Genomic DNA, 20,480 nt, shown 5'->3' on the forward strand with positions numbered 1-20,480 from the left:
CCCCCATATGAGCGTGGGCCGGTCCAGGCACCGCCCGCATTCCAATTGATTCGCGGGGGAGGGGAGACCGTGCCGCCGTCGGGCCGAGGGCGATGGCGACGGCTCGTCCCAAATAAACGGCCGTCAGGGGCGCTCGGCGCCCCTGACGGCCTGGAACCCCGCCTCGTTGCACGGCGGCCTGGGGCCCGCACGTACACCCCACCGAGGTCGAGGTTCCGATCCTGAAACGACCGCTGCGCGGCCGGTCACTGCGCGTTGATGGCGAGGCCTTCCACGTAGGTGAACTTGGCGTTGGTGCCCTGCTGGAGCGTCGGCAGCGCGCTGAGCACCGTGGCATTGGCGGCCCTCAGGACGCGCAGGTAGCCATCGGGGCCGGGGAAGCTCACGGTGCCGGCGGCGGGATCGGTGGCGACGACCGGGGCGACGATCGTCACCTCGCGCAGGCCGAAGCCTTCCGGCAGACCGGGGAGGCCGTCATTGACCACGACCTCGTTCAGCACTTCCGCCGGCTCGTTCTTGGCGGGCTTGGCGATGGCCGTGACCACGCCCGGCAGCTTGCGGATCAGCAGGCTCTGCCCGTTGCGGAAGGCGCTGAGGTCACCCACCAGCGGCGGCGCGACAACGGCCCAGCGCTTGCCGGCCGGGGTCTCCAGCACCACGGTGCGGGTCGCCGGATTGGCGGACACGAAGCGCACCTTCCAGGAGAGGATCGTGGCGCTGCCGAGGCCCGGCAGGGTCACGACGTCTATCGCCTCGGGCTTCGGCACATCCTGTGCGGCGGCCGGCAGGGCGGTGAACACGCTCGCCGTGGCGAGGCTCGCGGCGACGATGGCCAGCTTCAGGGTGCGAAAGGTCATGTGATAGTCCTTTTGGATCGTTGTATGGATGGGAACGCGCATGGATGCGCCCCGAAACGCGGATCGTCTTTTCGGCGGCCTGCGCCCCGGCGCATCGCTATTGCCTGACCCGCGCCGCGTGATGCGGCGGCGTCAGGAGGCCGTGACGGCGGGAATTTTCCAGCTGCCGTCGAGGATCGAGGGCTTCTTCGGGTTCGGCCAGTACATGCGCAGCATGAGAACGAACGTCCCGGCCGGCGCCGGGAGCCAGTTGGATTCCTTGTCGGCGCCCGGCGAGGCGTGCTGAATATAGAGGTCGACCGAGCCGTCGGCATTCGTCTTGAGGTTCTGCCGGGCACTGATCGAATAGCGGTTCAGTGGATTGGCGACGAAGAAATAATTCTCGTCATACATGGTCAGCGACCAGAAGCCCTTCACCGGGGGAAGCTGTCCCTTGGGGAAGTGCATGACATATGTCTTCGAGCCGTCGTACTTGCGCGCGAGAAGGCCGCCGCCGGACTTCAGCGAGGTCGGGTAGACCGCATCCTCCGGCCGGTTCGCGCCGAGGCCGACGGCCGTGATGAGGGCGCGCTGGATGTAGTCCGTGCCGTAGACGCCGGTCGCGGTAGTGAAGCGCCAGCCGTTCACGTTCTTGATTTCCGACCCGGTCACGAAGTGCGCCATGATGCGGTCGAAGCTGAACTTCGGCACCCGGTTGAGCACGGCGGGATCGGCGGCCTTGGGGTCGAAATCCTTGCCGGGGACGATGCCGATCGCGGCCAGCCGGGGCAGGATGGCGGCATCGGCCGGGGCGGGCGGGTTGGTCTTCATCAGTTCGGCGAGCAGCTTGAAGTAATCGACACCGCTGAGGCCGTTCACCTGGTCTCGCACCGCCGTCTTCATGTCGATGGCCGGGTTCACCGTGCCCGCCGCCGGCGTGTAGTCCTTGCCCCAGGCGCTGAGGGGATAGAGCTTGCAGGCGTCCTGAAGCGCATGCACCGCCGCATAATCCTCCGGCGTGCCGGTGCAGTAGATGCGGCCCAGCAGCCAGACGAGAGCGGTCGGAGATTTATACTGCACGACGCCGGCCGGCAGCGTGCCCTTCCAGCCGGGACCGGTAATGGCATAGGTCTGCGCACCCGTGCCCGTGGTGCGCGTTCCCGGCACCTGGAACACGTTGGTCCAGCCGTCGAGCATGGGGAAGAGGAAGTAGCGCCCCTTCATGTCGGGGATGCTGACGATCCACGGCTCCTTGCCCACGTCGAGCCAGGCGGTGGTGTAGAGCGTGTCGGCGTTGGGCGCCGTGACGTCGCGGAAGCTCGCGTCGGGATAGGTGCGCAAGCGCACCAGCTGTCCCATGGGCGCCCGCGTGCCCTCCGCGGTGGCAACGTTGGTCATCACCCGGCGGGTCATTTCCATGGTCACCAGCGGATAGCCGTAAATATAGGCTTCCGAGGCGGCGCGCAGGTCCTCGACGTCGGCGGTCAATTCATGGATCAGGCCTTCTGCCTGAGCCGAGCCAAGCGCGGTGCTCGCTGTCAGAAGGCCGAGACCGGCGGCAACTGTGCGCCTGGAAACTTTCATCGCGTATCCCCCGATCAACAACGTGCAACTTGCGTTGCCTCTGGCGGCCCTGCGGCGCGGCGGGACGTTATATCAAGCCAAAGGGGCAGGTTTTGCTTTGCGCGCCATCGCGGGAAGCTTCGGGGCAGCACGTCGGCACCTGTCGTTACGGAGGGTGGTAATACAGTAGCCTCCCGGAATTTGGTACGTGCTGACGAAGAAGAAATTTGTACAAATATTGTAATGACTTCGCGGATCATCGGGCGCAGAGGGACCCCAGCGGCCCTTTGCCCGCCGAAAATTGGCTCCAACTTACATACAAACCCGAACTGCCCTGCCGTTCTCAAGCGGACTGGTATTTGAGGACGTTCGCTCACTTCTTGCCGGGCGCAGGATTCGGCAAAGAGGGCTCAGCGGCCCGCATCAGGGTTTCCGTGTCGCCCAGCCAGGGAGGCCGGCGTGCGCGGATCGGGCGGCCCCGCGCTGGCGATACCGCCGCGTTGCGCGTGCGGCTGCCCTGATTATTGTTCCGGTGGAGCTTCAAGGAGACGCGCGTGCGTAGAGTTCGACGTTGGGCCAAGGCTTTCGCGGCCGGAATGGGCCTGTCGGCCGTCATCGCCCTGCCGCCGCTGGCCGCTGCGCCCCTCGAAACGCTCGCGCCGGGCACGCTCTCGGTGTGCATGTTCGCTACCTTCCCGCCCTTCGTCGGCAAGTCCGATGCCGGCGCGTGGGAGGGATCGGACGTGGACTATCTGAAAGCCTTCGCCGCGAAGATGGGGCTCCGGTTCCTGCCGGTGGAGGTGGCGGATTTCGACGGGCTGTGGCTGCGCCCCGGCGCGGGAGCCTGCGACATCGCCGCCTCGGGCATTGCCGACCTTGCCGCGCGCCGGCAGGAGACGGGCGCGGCGGGGGTGTGGTCGGATCATTATTATTTCGTCCTGCGCGCCTTCGGCGTCCGCAAGGCCGATGCCGGGAAGCTGTCGCGTGCAGGCGACCTTGAGGGCAAGACGATCATGGTCATCGCCGGCTCGACGGCGGATGTCGATGTCAGAAGCCGGGTTGCGAATGGCCACGTCCCGGATGTCACCATTATCGGCACCTCGGACGACGTGGAGAATGCGCGGCGGGTCCGTGATGCCTCGGGAGACGATGGCCCCTTCGCGTTCGGCTCAGGGCTTGGCACCGTTCAATACCTGTCCCGGAAGATGGGCCTCGTCCCGGTGTGGCCCCACTGCATGATGACGCCGGACGGCAAGGTGAGGAACGAGCCCTTCTCCTTCATCGTCCGGGCGAAATCGATCGGCGTGGCGGAGGCGCTCAACGCCTTCATCGCCGCGACGCCCTACGGTGCCGGCCGGGGCCAGGATGCCTGTCCGGATGACGGGCGATAGGCGAGGGGAGGGCCTCGCCCCCAGGATCAGGCCGAGGGCTTTTCCGCCAGCCAGCCCTTCACCTTGCCGATCACCGCGGCGGCGATGCTGTCCACGGATTCGCCGCTGAACTGGGCGGCCGCGCTTGAGGCCTTCACATCGGCCACGGCGGCGAGGACCGCCCCGGTGGGCACGTCCACGAGAGTGACATCGCAGGTGATGAAGATGCCCTGGGTCGTGCTCACGGCGACACCGGCGGCGAGGGGGCCGGCGATGACGGCTGTCAAAGCGGTCGCCGCCATGACCTGCCCGGTCCGCTCGGACGAGGTGGGAATGAGCAGGCTGCGCACGGTGATTTCCAGCCGTGCGGGACGCGTTCCCTGCATCAGGCTCGGCAGAAGTCGGTGGCTCTCGGTCGTCAGGGCCGCCGCGAGCCGGTGCTCCGCATAGGAGCGGAAGCCGGCGCGCTCGACGCGGTGGAGATCGGCCCTGGGCGTCTCCTGCTCCTTCTTTTCCAGCGCGTCGGCCTCGGCCCATTTCACGGCGGCGTCGGAGGGAAACGTGACCTTCACGCTGGCAAGCGTGAGGCCGGCCACGTCGGCTTCGGTCAGGGTGTGCTTCGGCAAAGTGGAGCAGGCGGCAAGAAGCACCGCGACGGCGAGCATGGCCGTCGTGCAGATTCGCAGTTTCAATCGATCCTCCCGCCCTTTTGTGACGGACGGTGTCGGGCGGCCGCCCGCATGGCAAGGCGTATTCCGCTGGGAAGTGCACGTTTTGGATGTGTGTGGTTGCAATGACACGTCGGCTCAAGAACCCGGAGCGCCCGCGCCGAGGCCGGACGCCAATCGGGCCGCGGCCCAACGGGGTGGAGGATGCCCCGCAGCATGTCCCGCCCCAATGAAGCGCCTCTTGCATCCGCCCCTGAAACCCCCTATCCCACGGCGGATTTTTTGGCGGCCCGCGCGGGGCGCTGACCGAGAGTGAGAGAGAGAAATGGCCAAAGAGAAGTTCAACCGCTCGAAGCCGCACTGCAACATCGGCACGATCGGTCACGTTGATCACGGCAAGACGTCTCTGACGGCTGCGATCACGAAGATTCTTGCGGAGTCCGGCGGCGCGACGTTCACGGCGTACGACCAGATCGACAAGGCGCCGGAAGAGAAGGCGCGCGGCATCACGATCTCGACCGCTCACGTTGAGTACGAGACCAACAACCGCCACTACGCGCACGTCGACTGCCCCGGGCATGCCGACTATGTGAAGAACATGATCACCGGCGCGGCGCAGATGGACGGCGCGATCCTGGTGGTGTCGGCGGCCGACGGCCCGATGCCGCAGACCCGCGAGCACATCCTGCTCGCCCGTCAGGTCGGCGTGCCGGCGCTGGTGGTGTTCCTGAACAAGTGCGACATGGTGGACGATCCGGAGCTCCTGGAGCTCGTGGAGATGGAGGTGCGCGAGCTCCTCTCGAAGTACGACTTCCCCGGCGACGACATCCCGATCATCCGCGGCTCGGCGCTTGTTGCGCTGGAGAACGGCGATCCGGAGCTGGGCAAGAACGCGGTGCTGAAGCTGATGGAGGCGGTCGACGCCTACATCCCGCAGCCCGAGCGTCCCATCGACCTGCCGTTCCTGATGCCGATCGAGGACGTGTTCTCGATCTCCGGCCGCGGCACCGTGGTGACCGGCCGCGTCGAGCGCGGCATCATCAAGGTGGGTGAGGAAGTCGAGATCGTCGGCATCCGCCCGACGGTGAAGACGACGGTGACCGGCGTCGAGATGTTCCGCAAGCTGCTCGATCAGGGCCAGGCTGGCGACAACGTCGGCATCCTGCTGCGCGGCACCAAGCGCGAGGACGTGGAGCGCGGCCAGGTGGTGTGCAAGCCGGGTTCGGTGAAGCCGCACACGAAGTTCAAGGCCGAGGCCTACATCCTGACGAAGGAAGAGGGTGGTCGTCACACCCCCTTCTTCACCAACTACCGCCCGCAGTTCTACTTCCGCACGACGGACGTGACCGGCGTGTGCACGCTGCCCGAAGGCACCGAGATGGTGATGCCGGGCGACAACGTGTCGATGGACGTGCACCTGATCGTTCCGATCGCCATGGAGGAGAAGCTGCGCTTCGCCATCCGTGAAGGCGGCCGTACGGTTGGCGCCGGCGTCGTCGCTGCCATCATCGAGTGATTGCAAAGACCCTCAGGTCTTTCCGGACGGGCGCCTTCGGGCGCCCGTTTGCTTTTGGGCGGCGGCCTGAGTTGGGGACACGGCACGAGATCATCCAGCCGCCCCTTTACAGCCGCGCGGCATCCCACTAAACACAGCCGGCCGATGCGCTGGGTCACTTCCCGGCGCGGCGGAGTCTACCCTCGAGGCAGGTTGATCGCTGAATAGCGGATTATTCCGGGCGTCGGGGCGCAGGCCTTAGGAGTGTAGCTCAACTGGTTAGAGCACCGGTCTCCAAAACCGGGGGTTGGGGGTTCGAGTCCCTCCACTCCTGCCATTTCCGGAAAGCCCAAGGAGCGGGCTTGCTCGGGATGGCAGGTCAGGCGAGACGCCGCCGAAACGGCACGGCTTGAAGGCGCGTTTCGGGTGGCCCATATGAGGCATGGCCCGGCCCCGCCGAAGGCAGCACCGCAGCAACGTCTCGCGAGAGCCGAAGCCGGCGGGAAGAGAATTTAAGCGGCAAGTGCCGCATCCGCGCCACCGGGCGGTCCGGGGCGCATGAGCAGGCGGCGCGGGAACGGGCGGCAACAGGAACGGACGGCAAGACGCCATGGCGAAGAACAGCCCGATGGAGTTCTATCAGCAGGTCCGCGCGGAGACGGCCAAGGTCACCTGGCCCACCCGCCGCGAGACGCTGATCACCACCGCCATGGTGTTCGTGATGGTGTTCCTGGCGTCCATCTTCTTTCTCGTGGCCGACCAGATCATCCGGTTCGGCGTCTCCACGCTGCTGACCCTCGGGCACTGAGGCGGGAGGCCCACATGGCGAAGCGCTGGTACATCGTTCACGCATATTCGAACTTCGAGAAGAAGGTGGCCGACTCGATCCGCGAGCAGGCCGACCAGCGTGGCCTGACCGACCTGTTCGAGCAGATCCTCGTGCCCACCGAAAAGGTGGTGGAAGTGCGCCGCGGCCGGAAGGTCGATGCCGAGCGCAAGTTCTTCCCCGGCTACGTCCTGGTGAAGATGGACCTCACCGACGAGGCGTTCCATCTCATCAAGAACACGCCGAAGGTCACCGGCTTCCTGGGCGCCGACAACAAGCCCATGCCCATCTCCGAATCGGAGGCCATGCGCATCCTGCAGCAGGTGCAGGAAGGCATCGAGCGTCCGAAGCCGTCGATCTCCTACGAGGTCGGCGAGACGGTGAAGGTGTCGGACGGCCCGTTCGCCTCCTTCAACGGCATCGTGGAAGAGGTGGACGACAGCCGCTCGCGCCTGAAGGTGGCGGTGTCCATCTTCGGCCGCGCGACGCCGGTGGAACTCGAATTCGGTCAGGTCGAGAAGGTCTGACCGGAACGGCCCGTCGCTCCTTCGGGGGCAAGGGGCCGAAGTCTGGCGCGCTGCCTTGGGGCCGTGCGCCGGCGTGGGAGGGGAGGGGGCGTCTCGCCAAGCGCCCTTTTGACCCGCACCACGCAATCCCGCCCGCCGCTCCCTCACCGGACGGCGGCGCATTTTGGGAGTTGTTGAAATGGCGAAGAAAATTACCGGTTACGTCAAGCTGCAGGTGCCCGCCGGCAGCGCCAATCCGGCCCCGCCGATTGGTCCCGCGCTCGGTCAGCGCGGCCTGAACATCATGGAATTCTGCAAGGCGTTCAACGCCCAGACCGCGCAGCTCGAAAAGGGCATGCCGATCCCGGTGGTGATCACGGCCTATCAGGACCGCTCCTTCACCTTCGAGCTGAAGACCCCCCCGGTCTCCTACTTCCTCAAGAAGGCCGCCGGCCTCGAGACGAAGAAGAAGCCCGGCTCGGGCTCGAAGACGCCCGGCAAGGGCACCTTCGTCGGCAAGGTCACGCGCGCCCAGCTCGCGGAGATCGCCGAGAAGAAGATGAAGGATCTGAACTGCGACACCGTTGAGGCCGCCGTCCAGATGATCGAAGGTTCGGCCCGGTCCATGGGCCTGCAGGTTCAGGGGTGAGCGCCATGGCGAAGGAAGGCAAGCGCATCCGCGCCATCAACGAGGGCATCGACCGTAACAAGCTGTACGGCCTGGACGACGCCCTCAAGCTCCTCAAGGAGCGCACCACCGCCAAGTTCGACGAGACCATCGAGGTCGCGCTGAACCTCGGCGTGGATCCCCGTCACGCCGACCAGATGGTCCGTGGCGTGTGCAACCTGCCCAACGGCTCCGGCCGGACCGTGCGCGTGGCGGTGTTTGCCCGCGGCGCCAAGGCCGACGAGGCCAAGGCGGCGGGCGCCGACATCGTGGGCGCCGAGGACCTCCTGGAGACCATCCAGGGCGGCACCATCGAGTTCGATCGCTGCATCGCGACCCCGGACCTGATGCCCCTCGTCGGCCGTCTCGGCAAGGTGCTCGGGCCGCGCGGCCTGATGCCGAACCCGAAGGTCGGCACCGTGACCATGGACGTGAAGGGCGCCGTCGCCGCCGCCAAGGGCGGCGCGGTGGAGTTCCGCGTCGAGAAGGCCGGCATCATCCACGGCGGCATCGGCAAGGCCTCGTTCCCGGCCGACAAGCTGGCCGAGAACATCCGCGCCTTCGTGGACGCGGTGGTGAAGGCCAAGCCCGCCGGCGCCAAGGGCACCTACCTGCAGCGCGTCGCAGTCTCCTCCACCATGGGGCCGGGCATCAAGGTTGAGCCGTCCACCGTGCTCTCCGCCTGATCGGCACAGATCAAGCTTCTGGAAAGGCCGGGCCGGTTGGTCCGGCCTTTTCGTTTGGATGTCACGTCTTGGCGAGGTTCGCACGGCCTTCCATCGGTGCATGGCAGGCCGGCAGCTGCCGTATGCAAAAAGTGCGCAAGGATCATGATCGGGGCGTGACAAGAGGAAGAGCAGCCTCTATATGGGCTGTTCCCGGGCGGCTTGCTGCCCGGATCAGGTATTGTGGCTTTCGCCCTTGACCGGGTGGAAGGGCTGGGAGGGTTCGCCCGCCCGGCCTTGTCGTCTGTCAGGCGTTCGGGTGGCTCCTTGGAGCCTCCGGGCGAACCAGCAGGCAAAGTCCTGTCCGAGACTGCCGGTGCCGTGGTGCCGGCCCGATGGAGATGCGCCCGCAAGGGATGTTCGCTCAATCGGGCCGAGGATCAAGGCTTAATTCCCGAAATCCGCCCTAACGGGTGGTTAATGGGGAGCCAGCATAGACGGGGAAGACCGTAATTTGCCCTCCGGACGGCGCGAGCCGGCGGAGATGAAGATCGGTTCGGAACCAGCGCCTTGCGCTTCGCGACACGGAATTCCGTGCCCGGGCAATAGGGGACAGGGCATGAGAGCGTCGCGGATCGCGGCCTTCCATGTCGTCAGACAGGTTGGCCGCAGGACGCGGCAAGGCGCAACCGGCGGGACCGGACGCCTCCTTCGGGAGGTTGAGGGTGCCGCCAAGGCTTAAAGAGAGCCAGACGTGGATCGAGCGGAAAAACAAGAGCTCGTCACGACGCTCACGGATGTGTTCAAGAGCACGTCCGTCGTCGTGGTCGCCCACTATTCCGGCCTCACCGTGGCCCAGATGTCGAAACTCCGTCGACAGATGAAGGCCGAGGGTGCGACCGTGAAGGTGGCCAAGAACCGCCTCGCCAAAATCGCTCTGGAAGGCTCCGACGTCGCCCATGTGGCGTCCCTGCTGAAGGGACCCACCGTGATCGCCTATTCCAGCGATCCGGTGGCGGCGCCGAAGGTTGCCGTCGAGTTCGCCAAGGCCAACGACAAGTTCGTGATCCTCGGCGGCGCGATGGGCAAGACGGCCCTTAACGTGGACGGTGTGAAGGCGCTTGCCACACTCCCGTCCCTGGACGAACTGCGTGCCAAGCTCGTCGGCCTTATCCAGGCCCCGGCGACCAAGATTGCGCAGCTCACCACGGCACCGGCGGCCAAGCTCGCCCGCGTGTTTGGGGCCTATGCCAAGCAGGACGAAGCAGCGTGAGGCCGCGGCCGCCTTTGGCGGCCTGATCTCGCAATTCCAAAATCCGAACCTATCTTAAGGAATATCCCATGGCTGACCTGACCAAGCTCGTCGACGAGCTGTCCTCCCTCACCGTGCTCGAGGCCGCCGAGCTGGCGAAGCTCCTCGAGGAGAAGTGGGGCGTTTCCGCCGCCGCCGCCGTGGCCGTGGCCGCTGCCCCGGCTGCTGCCGCCGCCGCGGTGGAAGAGCAGACCGAGTTCACCGTGATGCTTGCCGCCGCCGGCGACAAGAAGATCGAAGTCATCAAGGAAGTCCGCGCCATCACCGGCCTTGGCCTCAAGGAAGCCAAGGACCTCGTGGAAGGCGCTCCGAAGCCCGTCAAGGAAGGCGTTTCCAAGGACGAGGCCGAGAAGCTCAAGGCCCAGCTCGAGAAGGCTGGCGCCAAGGTCGAGCTCAAGTGAGCTTTTGACGTTTCGGGTCCCGGCCTTGTGCCGGGACCCGTTCCATAGCCGGCCGGAAGGCCGGACAGGGAGAGAGACGGTTCTCCCGGCAGCCGGTCCGGACAAGGTTCGGGGCTGCCGGGAGAGCCGTCATGGTGCTGAAAGGGGATGGCGTTTCGCCCCCAACCCTTGAAGGCACGATGGCTGATTGAGGTTCCGGTGCCGGCGCGGCGAGCCCGCCTCCTTCGGGAGGACAGGGGCCGGCCCGAGAGACCAGGACGGACGAGGATCGAGATGGCGCAAACGTTCACCGGTCGTAAGCGGATCCGCAAGTTCTTCGGCAAGATCAAGGAAGTGGCCGAGATGCCGAACCTCATCGAGGTTCAGAAGGCGTCCTACGACCAGTTTCTCCAGATCGAGGAGCCCAAGGGCGGACGCGACGACGACGGCCTGCAGGCGGTGTTCAAGTCGGTGTTCCCGATTTCCGACTTCTCCGGCGCGGCCATGCTGGAGTTCGTGCGCTACGAGTTCGAGCCGCCGAAGTATGACGTGGACGAGTGCCGCCAGCGCGGCATGACGTTTGCCGCCCCGCTGAAGGTGACGCTCCGCCTCATCGTGTTCGATGTGGATCCGGACACCGGCGCCAAGTCCGTCAAGGACATCAAGGAGCAGGACGTCTACACCGGCGACATCCCGCTGATGACCATGAACGGCACGTTCATCGTCAACGGCACCGAGCGCGTCATCGTCTCCCAGATGCACCGCTCGCCGGGCGTCTTCTTCGACCACGACAAGGGCAAGACCCACTCCTCGGGCAAGCTCCTGTTCGCGGCGCGCATCATCCCCTATCGCGGGTCCTGGCTCGACATCGAGTTCGACGCCAAGGACATCGTCTATGCGCGCATCGACCGTCGCCGCAAGATCCCGGTGACGAGCCTGCTGTACGCGCTCGGCCTCGACAACGAGGAAATCCTCTCGACCTTCTACGAGAAGGTGCCCTACGAGCGCGCGAAGGGCGGCTGGCGCATGCCGTTCGATCCCAAGCGCATGAAGGGCTACAAGGCCGTCGCCGACCTGATCGACGCCGACACCGGCGAGGTCGTGCTCGAGGCCGGCAAGAAGCTCACCGTTCGCGCCGCGCGTCAGCTCGCCGAGAAGGGCCTCAAGGCCCTCAAGATCTCGGATGAGGAGATGGTCGGCCAGTACATCGCCGAGGACCTCGTGGACCTCCAGTCCGGCGAGATTCACGCCGAGGCCGGCGACGAGATCACCGAGAAGACGCTGAAGCTGCTCGAGGAAGCCGGCTACAACGAGATTCCGATCCTCGACATCGACCACGTCAACACCGGCGCCTACATCCGCAACACGCTGGCGGCGGACAAGAACGTGACCCGCGAGGACGCGCTCTTCGACATCTACCGCGTGATGCGCCCGGGCGAGCCGCCGACGCTCGATTCGGCGCAGGCCATGTTCCACTCGCTGTTCTTCGATCCCGAGCGCTACGACCTCTCCGCGGTCGGCCGCGTGAAGATGAACATGCGCCTCGACCTCGACTGCCCCGACACCGTGCGGGTGCTGCGCCGCGACGACATCCTCTCCGTCATCAAGACGCTGGTGGAGCTGCGCGACGGCAAGGGCGAGATCGACGACATCGACCACCTGGGCAACCGCCGTGTCCGCTCGGTCGGCGAGCTCATGGAGAACCAGTACCGCGTCGGCCTGCTGCGCATGGAGCGCGCCATCAAGGAGCGCATGTCGTCCGTCGACATCGACACCGTGATGCCGCAGGACCTCATCAACGCGAAGCCGGTGGCGGCCGCGGTGCGCGAGTTCTTCGGCTCCTCGCAGCTGTCGCAGTTCATGGACCAGACCAACCCGCTCTCCGAGATCACGCACAAGCGGCGTCTCTCGGCGCTTGGCCCGGGCGGTCTGACCCGCGAGCGCGCCGGCTTCGAGGTGCGCGACGTGCACCCGACCCACTACGGTCGCATCTGCCCGATCGAGACGCCGGAAGGCCCGAACATCGGCCTCATCAACTCGCTGGCGACCTTCGCCCGCGTGAACAAGTACGGCTTCATCGAGGCGCCCTACCGCCGCGTCGTGGATTCGAAGGTCACCGACGAAGTGGTCTATCTCTCCGCCATGGAGGAGGGGAAGTACTACGTCGCGCAGGCCAACATCCCGCTCGACAAGGATGGCCGCTTCGAGGAAGACCTCATCGTCTGCCGCCATGCGGGCGACGTGCTGCTCGTCAGCCCCGACCGCGTGGACTTCATGGACGTGTCGCCGAAGCAGCTGGTTTCGGTCGCCGCGGCGCTGATCCCGTTCCTTGAGAACGACGACGCCAACCGCGCGCTCATGGGCTCGAACATGCAGCGCCAGGCGGTTCCGCTGGTGCGTTCGCAGGCGCCGCTCGTCGGCACCGGCATGGAGGCCGTGGTCGCCCGTGACTCCGGCGCCGCCATCGCCGCCCGCCGCACCGGCGTGATCGACCAGGTGGACGCCACCCGTATCGTCATCCGCGCCACGGAAGAGTCCGACCCCTCCAAGTCGGGCGTCGACATCTACCGGCTGATGAAGTTCCAGCGGTCCAACCAGTCGACCTGCATCAACCAGCGTCCGCTGGTGCGCGTGGGCGATCAGGTGCGCAAGGGCGACATCATCGCCGACGGCCCGTCCACGGAGCTGGGCGAGCTCGCGCTCGGCCGCAACGTGCTCGTCGCCTTCATGCCGTGGAACGGCTACAACTTCGAAGACTCGATCCTCCTCTCGGAGAACATCGTCAAGGAAGACGTGTTCACCTCGATCCACATCGAGGAATTCGAGTGCATGGCCCGCGACACCAAGCTCGGGCCTGAGGAAATCACCCGCGACATTCCCAACGTCTCGGAAGAGGCGCTGAAGAATCTCGACGAGGCCGGCATCGTTTACATCGGCGCCGAGGTCCGCGCGGGCGACATCCTGGTGGGCAAGATCACGCCGAAGGGCGAGAGCCCGATGACGCCGGAGGAAAAGCTCCTGCGCGCCATCTTCGGCGAGAAGGCCGCCGACGTGCGCGACACCTCGCTCCGCCTGCCGCCGGGCACCACGGGCACCATCGTCGAGGTGCGCGTGTTCAACCGCCATGGCGTCGACAAGGATGAGCGCGCCCTGGCCATCGAGCGCGAGGAGATCGAGCGTCTCGCCAAGGACCGTGACGACGAGCAGGCGATCCTCGATCGCAACGTCTACGGCCGCCTGACCGAGATCCTCGACGGCAAGGTCGCCATCGCGGGGCCGAAGGGCTTCAAGAAGGAAACCGCCGTCACCCGCGAGATCCTCACCGAGTATCCGCGCTCGCAGTGGTGGCTGTTCGCCGTCGCCGACGACGCCATCATGGCCGAGCTGGAGGCGATCCGCGCCCAGTACGACGATTCGAAGAAGCGGCTCGAGCAGCGCTTCCTCGACAAGGTCGAGAAGCTGCAGCGCGGCGACGAACTGCCCCCCGGCGTGATGAAGATGGTCAAGGTCTTCGTCGCGGTGAAGCGCAAGATCCAGCCCGGCGACAAGATGGCCGGCCGGCATGGCAACAAGGGCGTGGTCTCGCGCATCGTGCCGGTGGAGGACATGCCGTTCCTCGAGGACGGCACCAACGTCGACATCGTTCTGAACCCGCTGGGCGTGCCCTCGCGCATGAACGTCGGGCAGATCCTCGAGACGCATCTCGGCTGGGCCTGCGCGGGCCTCGGCCGGCAGGTGGCCGCCGCGGTGGAAGCCTATTACGCCAAGCAGGATCTGAAGCCGCTGCGCGATCGGCTGGAGATCATCTACGGCAAGGATGAGATCGAGCAGCTCAAGGACGACGAACTGCCCGAGCTCGGCGAGAACCTGCGCAAGGGCGTGCCGATGGCCACTCCGGTCTTCGACGGCGCCCACGAGGCGGACATCGAGCACGAGCTGGAACGGGCGGGACTCGACCGCTCCGGACAGTCCACGCTGTTCGACGGACGCACCGGCGAGCCGTTCGATCGTAAGGTGACGGTCGGCTACATCTACATGCTGAAGCTGCATCACCTGGTCGACGACAAGATCCACGCCCGGTCCATCGGCCCCTACTCGCTCGTCACCCAGCAGCCCCTGGGCGGCAAGGCGCAGTTCGGCGGCCAGCGCTTCGGCGAAATGGAGGTGTGGGCGCTCGAAGCCTACGGCGCCGCCTACACGCTGCAGGAGATGCTCACCGTGAAGTCGGACGACGTGGCCGGCCGCACCAAGGTCTACGAGGCCATCGTGCGCGGCGAGGACACGTTCGAGAGCGGCATTCCCGAGAGCTTCAACGTGCTCGTGAAGGAAATGCGCTCGCTCGGCCTCAACGTCGATCTCGAGAACACCTGACGGGCGCTTCAGCCCGTCGCCCCGCGCAAAGCGGATTGCCCGACCGGCGCTTCTGCCGGCCGGGCCTCAAGTTAAAGGCCCACTTCGTTTGGGAGCCAGCTCATGAATCAGGAAATCCTGAACGTCTTCAATCCGACCGTTCCGGCCCCGAGCTTCAATCAGATCCGCATCACGATCGCGAGCCCGGAGAAGATCAAGTCGTGGTCCTACGGCGAGATCAAGAAGCCGGAAACCATCAACTACCGCACGTTCAAGCCCGAGCGTGACGGCTTGTTCTGCGCGCGCATCTTCGGTCCCATCAAGGACTATGAGTGCTTGTGCGGCAAGTACAAGCGGATGAAGTACAAGGGCATCATCTGCGAGAAGTGCGGCGTCGAGGTCACCCTCTCGCGCGTGCGCCGCGAGCGCATGGGCCACATCGAGCTCGCCGCCCCGGTGGCGCACATCTGGTTCCTGAAGTCGCTGCCGAGCCGCATCGGCCTGCTGCTCGACATGACGCTCAAGGACCTCGAGCGCATCCTGTACTTTGAGTACTTCGTCGTCATCGAGCCGGGCATCACCAAGCTCAAGTACCGTCAGCTCCTCTCCGAGGACGATTACCTGCGCGCCCAGGACGAGTACGGCGAATCGAGCTTCACCGCCATGATCGGCGCCGAGGCCATCCGCGAGCTGCTGCGCTCCATGGACCTTGACAAGATCGCCGCCGATCTGCGCGTGGAGATCTCCGAGGCCACCACCGAGCTGAAGCCCAAGAAGCTCGCCAAGCGCCTGAAGATCGTCGAGGCCTTCCAGCTCTCCGGCAACAAGCCGGAGTGGATGATCCTCACCCATGTCCCGGTCATCCCGCCGGACCTGCGCCCGCTGGTGCCGCTGGACGGCGGCCGGTTCGCGACCTCCGACCTCAACGACCTGTACCGCCGCGTCATCAACCGCAACAACCGCCTCAAGCGGCTGATCGAGCTGCGCGCGCCGGACATCATCATCCGCAACGAGAAGCGCATGCTTCAGGAAGCGGTTGACGCGCTGTTCGACAACGGCCGCCGCGGCCGCGTCATCACCGGCGCCAACAAGCGTCCGCTGAAATCGCTCGCCGACATGCTGAAGGGCAAGCAGGGCCGGTTCCGGCAGAACCTGCTCGGCAAGCGCGTGGACTATTCCGGCCGCTCGGTCATCGTGGTGGGTCCGGAGCTGAAGCTGCACCAGTGCGGCCTGCCCAAGAAGATGGCGCTGGAGCTGTTCAAGCCCTTCATCTATTCGCGCCTCGACGCGAAGGGCCATTCGGCGACCGTCAAGCAGGCGAAGAAGCTGGTGGAGAAGGAGCGTCCGGAGGTTTGGGACATCCTCGACGAGGTGATCCGCGAGCACCCGGTGATGCTGAACCGCGCGCCGACGCTCCACCGCCTCGGCATCCAGGCGTTCGAGCCGGTGCTCATCGAAGGCAAGGCCATCCAGCTGCATCCGCTCGTCTGCTCGGCGTTCAACGCCGACTTCGACGGCGACCAGATGGCCGTCCACGTCCCGCTCTCGCTGGAAGCCCAGCTGGAAGCGCGCGTGCTGATGATGTCCACCAACAACATCCTGCACCCGGCGAACGGCCAGCCGATCATCGTGCCGTCGCAGGACATCGTGCTTGGGCTCTACTACCTCTCCATCATGAAGGAGAAGGAGCCGGGCGAGGGCATGATGTTCGCCAACATGGCGGAGATCGACCACGCGCTGAACGCCAAGGCGATCACACTCGCCACCAAGATCAAGGGCCGCTACATCGGCATCGGCCCGGACGGCAAGCAGTATTCCAAGATCTATGAGACCACGCCCGGTCGCATGAAGATCGGCGAGCTGCTGCCCAAGGATCCGAAGCTCTCCTACGACGTCGTCAACAAGCTGATGACGAAGAAGGAAATCTCCAACATGATCGATGCCGTGTATCGGCACTGCGGTCAGAAGGAGAGCGTGATCTTCTGCGACCGCATCATGGCGCTCGGCTTCTACAATGCGTTCCGCGCCGGCATTTCGTTCGGCAAGGACGACATGGTGGTGCCGAAGAAGAAGTGGGATCTGGTCGAGGAGACCCGCGCGCTCACCAAGGAATACGAGCAGCAGTACAACGACGGCCTCATCACCCAGGGTGAGAAGTACAACAAGGTCGTCGACGCCTGGGGCAAGTGCTCCGATCGCGTCGCCGAGGAGATGATGAAGGAAATCTCTTCGGTCAAGAAGGACCCCAAGACCGGCCGCGAGAAGCAGATCAACTCGATCTACATGATGAGCCACTCCGGAGCGCGTGGGTCGCCCGCTCAGATGAAGCAGCTCGCCGGCATGCGTGGCCTCATGGCCAAGCCGTCGGGCGAGATCATCGAGAGCCCGATCATCTCGAACTTCAAGGAAGGCCTGACCGTGATGGAGTACTTCAACTCCACCCACGGCGCGCGTAAGGGCCTTGCCGATACCGCTCTGAAGACGGCCAACTCGGGCTATCTCACCCGTCGTCTCGTCGACGTGGCGCAGGATTCCATCATCACCGAGCGCGATTGCGGCTCGGACAAGGGAATCCACATGCGCGCCATCATCGACGCGGGCCAGATCGTGGCGTCGCTCGCCTCACGCGTCCTCGGCCGCACCGCGGCGGAAGACATCGTGGAACCGGCGACCGGCGACATCATCGTGCCCAAGGGCCAGATGATCGAGGAGCCGCACGTCGAGCGGATCAACAAGTCGGGCATCCAGGAAATCAAGATCCGGTCGGTGCTGACCTGCGAGACCCGCAACGGCGTGTGCGGCACCTGCTACGGGCGCGATCTCGCCCGCGGCACGCCGGTCAACATGGGCGAGGCGGTGGGTGTCATCGCCGCCCAGTCGATCGGCGAGCCGGGTACCCAGCTCACAATGCGCACCTTCCACATCGGCGGCGCGGCGACCCTCGCCGACTCGTCCTTCGTGGAATCGAACTTCGAGGGCTCCGTCCGCATCCGCAACCGCAACGTGGCGCGGAACTCGGACGGCGATCTCGTGGTGATGGGCCGCAACCTCGCTGTGGTCATCGTCGATCATGACGGTACCGAGCGCGCGGTGAACCGCGTTCAGTACGGCGCCCGCCTCAAGGTGGACGAGGGCGATACCATCAAGCGCGGCCAGCGCATCGCCGAGTGGGATCCCTACACCCGTCCCATCCTGTCGGAAGTGGACGGCACGGTGGCCTTCGAGGACCTCATGGAGGGCTCCTCGATGAACGAGCAGGTCGACGAGTCGACCGGCATCGCCAAGCGCGTGGTGACGGATTCGCGGTCTGGCCGTGGTCCGGAGCTGCGTCCGGCGATCCTCATCAAGGGCAAGGACGGCAAGATCATCAAGCTGCCCCGTGGCGGCGATGCACGCTATGCCCTGCCTGTCGAGGCGATCATCTCGGTCGATCCGAACCAGACCTTGAAGGCCGGCGACGCGGTGGCCCGCGTGCCCATGGAAAGCGCCAAGACGCGCGACATCACGGGCGGTCTGCCGCGCGTGGCGGAGCTGTTCGAGGCGCGCCGTCCCAAGGATGCGGCCATCATCGCGGAGATCTCCGGCACCATCCGGTTCGGCCGCGACTACAAGAACAAGCGCCGGCTCTCCATCGAGCCGACGGACGGTGGGGATCCGGTCGAGTACCTGATCCCGAAGGGCAAGCACATCCATCTTCAGGACGGCGACGTGGTGGAGAAGGGTGACTTCATCGTCGACGGCAACCCGGCTCCGCACGACATCCTGGCGATCAAGGGCGTGGAAGAGCTTGCCGCGTTCCTCGTGAACGAGATCCAGGAGGTCTACCGGCTCCAGGGCGTGCACATCAACGACAAGCACATCGAGGTGATTGTCCGGAACATGCTCCAGAAGGTGGAGATCGACGACTCGGGCGAGACCGACTTCCTCGACAACGAGCAGGTCGACCGGCTCGAGTTCCTCGAGGCGAACGAGAAGGCCGCCGAGGAGGGCAAGAAGCCCGCCACCGGCCATCCCGTGCTGCTCGGCATCACCAAGGCGTCGCTGCAGACGCGCTCCTTCTTCTCGGCGGCCTCCTTCCAGGAGACCACCCGCGTCCTCACGGAAGCGGCGGTCAACGGCAAGATCGATCCGCTGGAAGGGCTCAAGGAGAACGTCATCGTCGGCCGCCTCATCCCGGCCGGTACCGGCGCCCAGATGTCTCGCCTGCGGACCATCGCGACCAACCGCGACGACCTCATCGTTGCGACCCGCGACGAGCAGGGCGACGGCCAGCCGCTCGTGGAAGGCCCCGCCGACGCGGCGGAGTGATCCGGCGCTCAAGCGCTCGCATCCATCGGAAAGGCCGCCCTTCGAGGCGGCCTTTTCTTTTGCCGGGAGAGGGCGGCCAAAGCGGCCGATCGGGCCGATCTCCGGCATTGCCCAGGCAACGCTAGCAAGCTGACACTGAGCACGATCTCGGGGGATTCGGGGCGCAGATCATGGTCAAACTCAAGCGTAACCTCGGGCCGGTCGAGGCTGTGGGGCTGTCGGTCTCGGTGATGGCGCCCACCATGGCCATGGCGCTCAATGTAACGCTGGCGGTCGGCGCCGCGGGTATCGCTGCGCCGCTCGGTTTCGCGCTCGGCACGCTCATGGTGGCGCTTGTCGGATTCTCCTTCGTCTTCTTCGCACGGAAGACGACGCGCGCCGGCTCGGCTTATTCCTACATCGGCCAGACCTTCGGTCCGCGTGCCGGGTTCATCGCCGGCTGGTGCATGCTGCTTTTGTACATTGCAGGCGGTTCGGGCAGCGCGGCTCTGGTGGGGGACTTCCTGCGGGCCGCCTTCGCCGACCACGGCATCCATATCGGAGCCTGGTGGCTGGCGCTGGGCGTCGCGGCGCTGCTCGTCGGCACGCTCTTCGCCTACCGCGACATGGCGGTGGCGGCGCGGCTCATGCTGCTGCTGGAGCTGGGCTCCATCTGCGTCATCGTCTATCTGGGCGTGAAGATCCTCACCGCCGTCGGCGCCACCGGCGGCCTCACCGCCGCGCCGTTCCGGCCGGATCCCACCATGGGCTGGTGGGGGGTGGGCTATGCGGTGGTGTTCGCCGTGCTCTCCTTCGCGGGCTTCGAGGCGGCAGCGACCCTCGCTGAGGAAACCGGCCAGCCCGGCCGCGCCATTCCCATCGCGCTCCTCGGCTCGGTGGTGCTCGCCGGCCTGTTCTTCGTCTTCGCCTCCTACATCCAGGTGGTGGGCTTCGGCGTCGACAACATGAAGGCGCTGGCCGCCGACGAGGCGCCGCTCAACACGCTGGCGCTGAAATACGGCACCCTTCGGATGGCGACCGCGCTGGACATCGCCGCCGCGGTGTCTGCCATCTCCTGCGTGCTTGGCACGCTTGCCGCGGCCGGGCGCATGCTGTTCGTGCTGGGCCGCGCGGGCCTGTCGGACACGGCTGCGTGGGTGCATCCCGTCCACGGCACGCCTGCGGTGTCGGTGCTGGTGGTTGGCCTGCTGATGCTCGCCGGCCTGCTGGCCTGGGCGCCCTTTATCGGCCCGGCGGATTATTACGACAATGTGGGCACCATCGGCGTGCTGGCGCTGATCGTCGCTTATCTCGGCGTCACGCTCGCCGCCGTCGTCCATGCGGTGAAGGCGAGGAGCCTCGTCTGGCTCGCGCTGGGACTGCTCGGCTCGCTCGCCATGCTCTGGCCGCTCTATAATTCTGTCTATCCTGTGCCAGCGTTCCCGGGAAACCTCTGGCCTTATGTGGTGATGGCCTGGATCGCGCTCGGCGCCGCCCTTGCGATGCTGCGCCCGGGCATCCGGAACGCCGAGCCGTAGGCCCGAGCCGATTTGGC

The 20,480-nt window shown here is 65.9% G+C and carries 14 protein-coding genes and 1 tRNA gene; 12 read left to right on the plus strand and 3 right to left on the minus strand.

Going from position 1 to position 20,480, the window contains the following annotated elements:
• Positions 1-245: 245 nt before the first annotated feature.
• A complete protein-coding gene (locus V5F63_RS08395; protein ID WP_209488623.1) occupies positions 246-857 on the minus strand; it encodes a hypothetical protein in 612 nt (203 codons plus the stop codon).
• 132 nt (positions 858-989) lie between these two features.
• Entirely contained in the window at positions 990-2,420 is a 1,431-nt protein-coding gene (locus V5F63_RS08400; RefSeq protein ID WP_394101998.1) for a DUF1254 domain-containing protein, read from the minus strand.
• A gap of 533 nt (positions 2,421-2,953) precedes the next feature.
• Here V5F63_RS08400 and V5F63_RS08405 point away from each other — a divergent pair.
• On the plus strand, positions 2,954-3,790 hold the full coding sequence (locus tag V5F63_RS08405; protein ID WP_394101997.1) for a substrate-binding periplasmic protein: 837 nt from the start codon (positions 2,954-2,956) through the stop codon (positions 3,788-3,790).
• A 26-nt stretch (positions 3,791-3,816) separates the two neighbouring features.
• Here the strand turns inward: V5F63_RS08405 and V5F63_RS08410 are convergent, their stop codons facing one another.
• Entirely contained in the window at positions 3,817-4,461 is a 645-nt protein-coding gene (locus V5F63_RS08410; RefSeq protein WP_209488626.1) for a hypothetical protein, read from the minus strand.
• 301 nt (positions 4,462-4,762) lie between these two features.
• Between V5F63_RS08410 and tuf the strand changes: the two genes are divergently transcribed.
• The 11 genes from tuf to V5F63_RS08465 all read left to right on the plus strand — a co-directional run bounded on the left by tuf (position 4,763) and on the right by V5F63_RS08465 (position 20,463).
• The gene (gene tuf, locus V5F63_RS08415; RefSeq protein ID WP_029557786.1) at positions 4,763-5,953 is read left to right on the plus strand and encodes an elongation factor Tu; all 1,191 of its coding nucleotides are present in this window, start codon (positions 4,763-4,765) and stop codon (positions 5,951-5,953) included.
• A gap of 239 nt (positions 5,954-6,192) precedes the next feature.
• Positions 6,193-6,269, plus strand: a tRNA-Trp gene (locus V5F63_RS08420).
• Positions 6,270-6,542: 273 nt separating this feature from the next.
• The gene (secE, locus tag V5F63_RS08425) at positions 6,543-6,740 is read left to right on the plus strand and encodes a preprotein translocase subunit SecE (protein WP_209488627.1); all 198 of its coding nucleotides are present in this window, start codon (positions 6,543-6,545) and stop codon (positions 6,738-6,740) included.
• 14 nt (positions 6,741-6,754) lie between these two features.
• Positions 6,755-7,285, plus strand: a complete 531-nt coding sequence (nusG, locus tag V5F63_RS08430; protein ID WP_024279836.1) for a transcription termination/antitermination protein NusG — start codon at positions 6,755-6,757, stop codon at positions 7,283-7,285.
• Positions 7,286-7,463: 178 nt separating this feature from the next.
• Positions 7,464-7,913: a 50S ribosomal protein L11 gene (rplK, locus tag V5F63_RS08435; RefSeq protein ID WP_024279835.1), complete on the plus strand. Its 450-nt coding sequence runs from the start codon at positions 7,464-7,466 to the stop codon at positions 7,911-7,913.
• Between the two features lie 5 nt (positions 7,914-7,918).
• Positions 7,919-8,617: a 50S ribosomal protein L1 gene (rplA, locus tag V5F63_RS08440; protein WP_209488628.1), complete on the plus strand. Its 699-nt coding sequence runs from the start codon at positions 7,919-7,921 to the stop codon at positions 8,615-8,617.
• A gap of 733 nt (positions 8,618-9,350) precedes the next feature.
• Positions 9,351-9,869 carry a 50S ribosomal protein L10 gene (gene rplJ, locus V5F63_RS08445; RefSeq protein ID WP_209488629.1) on the plus strand — a complete coding sequence of 173 codons (519 nt, stop codon included), beginning with the start codon at positions 9,351-9,353 and terminating at the stop codon, positions 9,867-9,869.
• A gap of 68 nt (positions 9,870-9,937) precedes the next feature.
• Positions 9,938-10,309: a 50S ribosomal protein L7/L12 gene (gene rplL / locus V5F63_RS08450; RefSeq protein ID WP_024279832.1), complete on the plus strand. Its 372-nt coding sequence runs from the start codon at positions 9,938-9,940 to the stop codon at positions 10,307-10,309.
• 273 nt (positions 10,310-10,582) lie between these two features.
• Positions 10,583-14,659: a DNA-directed RNA polymerase subunit beta gene (gene rpoB / locus V5F63_RS08455; protein WP_209488630.1), complete on the plus strand. Its 4,077-nt coding sequence runs from the start codon at positions 10,583-10,585 to the stop codon at positions 14,657-14,659.
• Between the two features lie 102 nt (positions 14,660-14,761).
• Positions 14,762-18,946 (plus strand): DNA-directed RNA polymerase subunit beta', encoded by a 4,185-nt coding sequence (gene rpoC, locus V5F63_RS08460; protein WP_209488631.1) that lies wholly within the window; start codon positions 14,762-14,764, stop codon positions 18,944-18,946.
• A gap of 170 nt (positions 18,947-19,116) precedes the next feature.
• The gene (locus tag V5F63_RS08465) at positions 19,117-20,463 is read left to right on the plus strand and encodes an APC family permease (protein ID WP_209488632.1); all 1,347 of its coding nucleotides are present in this window, start codon (positions 19,117-19,119) and stop codon (positions 20,461-20,463) included.
• Positions 20,464-20,480: the final 17 nt, after the last annotated feature.

Source organism: Xanthobacter wiegelii, from assembly GCF_043193855.2.
Classification (GTDB): domain Bacteria; phylum Pseudomonadota; class Alphaproteobacteria; order Rhizobiales; family Xanthobacteraceae; genus Xanthobacter; species Xanthobacter flavus_A.

Coding starts and splice junctions, on each gene's coding strand:
- V5F63_RS08395 (WP_209488623.1), bottom strand. CDS start 857: ATGACCTTTCGCACCCTGAAGCTGGCCATCGTCGCCGCGAGCCTCGCC.
- V5F63_RS08400 (WP_394101998.1), bottom strand. CDS start 2,420: ATGAAAGTTTCCAGGCGCACAGTTGCCGCCGGTCTCGGCCTTCTGACA.
- tuf (WP_029557786.1), top strand. CDS start 4,763: ATGGCCAAAGAGAAGTTCAACCGCTCGAAGCCGCACTGCAACATCGGC.
- secE (WP_209488627.1), top strand. CDS start 6,543: ATGGCGAAGAACAGCCCGATGGAGTTCTATCAGCAGGTCCGCGCGGAG.
- nusG (WP_024279836.1), top strand. CDS start 6,755: ATGGCGAAGCGCTGGTACATCGTTCACGCATATTCGAACTTCGAGAAG.
- rplK (WP_024279835.1), top strand. CDS start 7,464: ATGGCGAAGAAAATTACCGGTTACGTCAAGCTGCAGGTGCCCGCCGGC.
- rplA (WP_209488628.1), top strand. CDS start 7,919: ATGGCGAAGGAAGGCAAGCGCATCCGCGCCATCAACGAGGGCATCGAC.
- rplL (WP_024279832.1), top strand. CDS start 9,938: ATGGCTGACCTGACCAAGCTCGTCGACGAGCTGTCCTCCCTCACCGTG.
- rpoB (WP_209488630.1), top strand. CDS start 10,583: ATGGCGCAAACGTTCACCGGTCGTAAGCGGATCCGCAAGTTCTTCGGC.
- rpoC (WP_209488631.1), top strand. CDS start 14,762: ATGAATCAGGAAATCCTGAACGTCTTCAATCCGACCGTTCCGGCCCCG.
- V5F63_RS08465 (WP_209488632.1), top strand. CDS start 19,117: ATGGTCAAACTCAAGCGTAACCTCGGGCCGGTCGAGGCTGTGGGGCTG.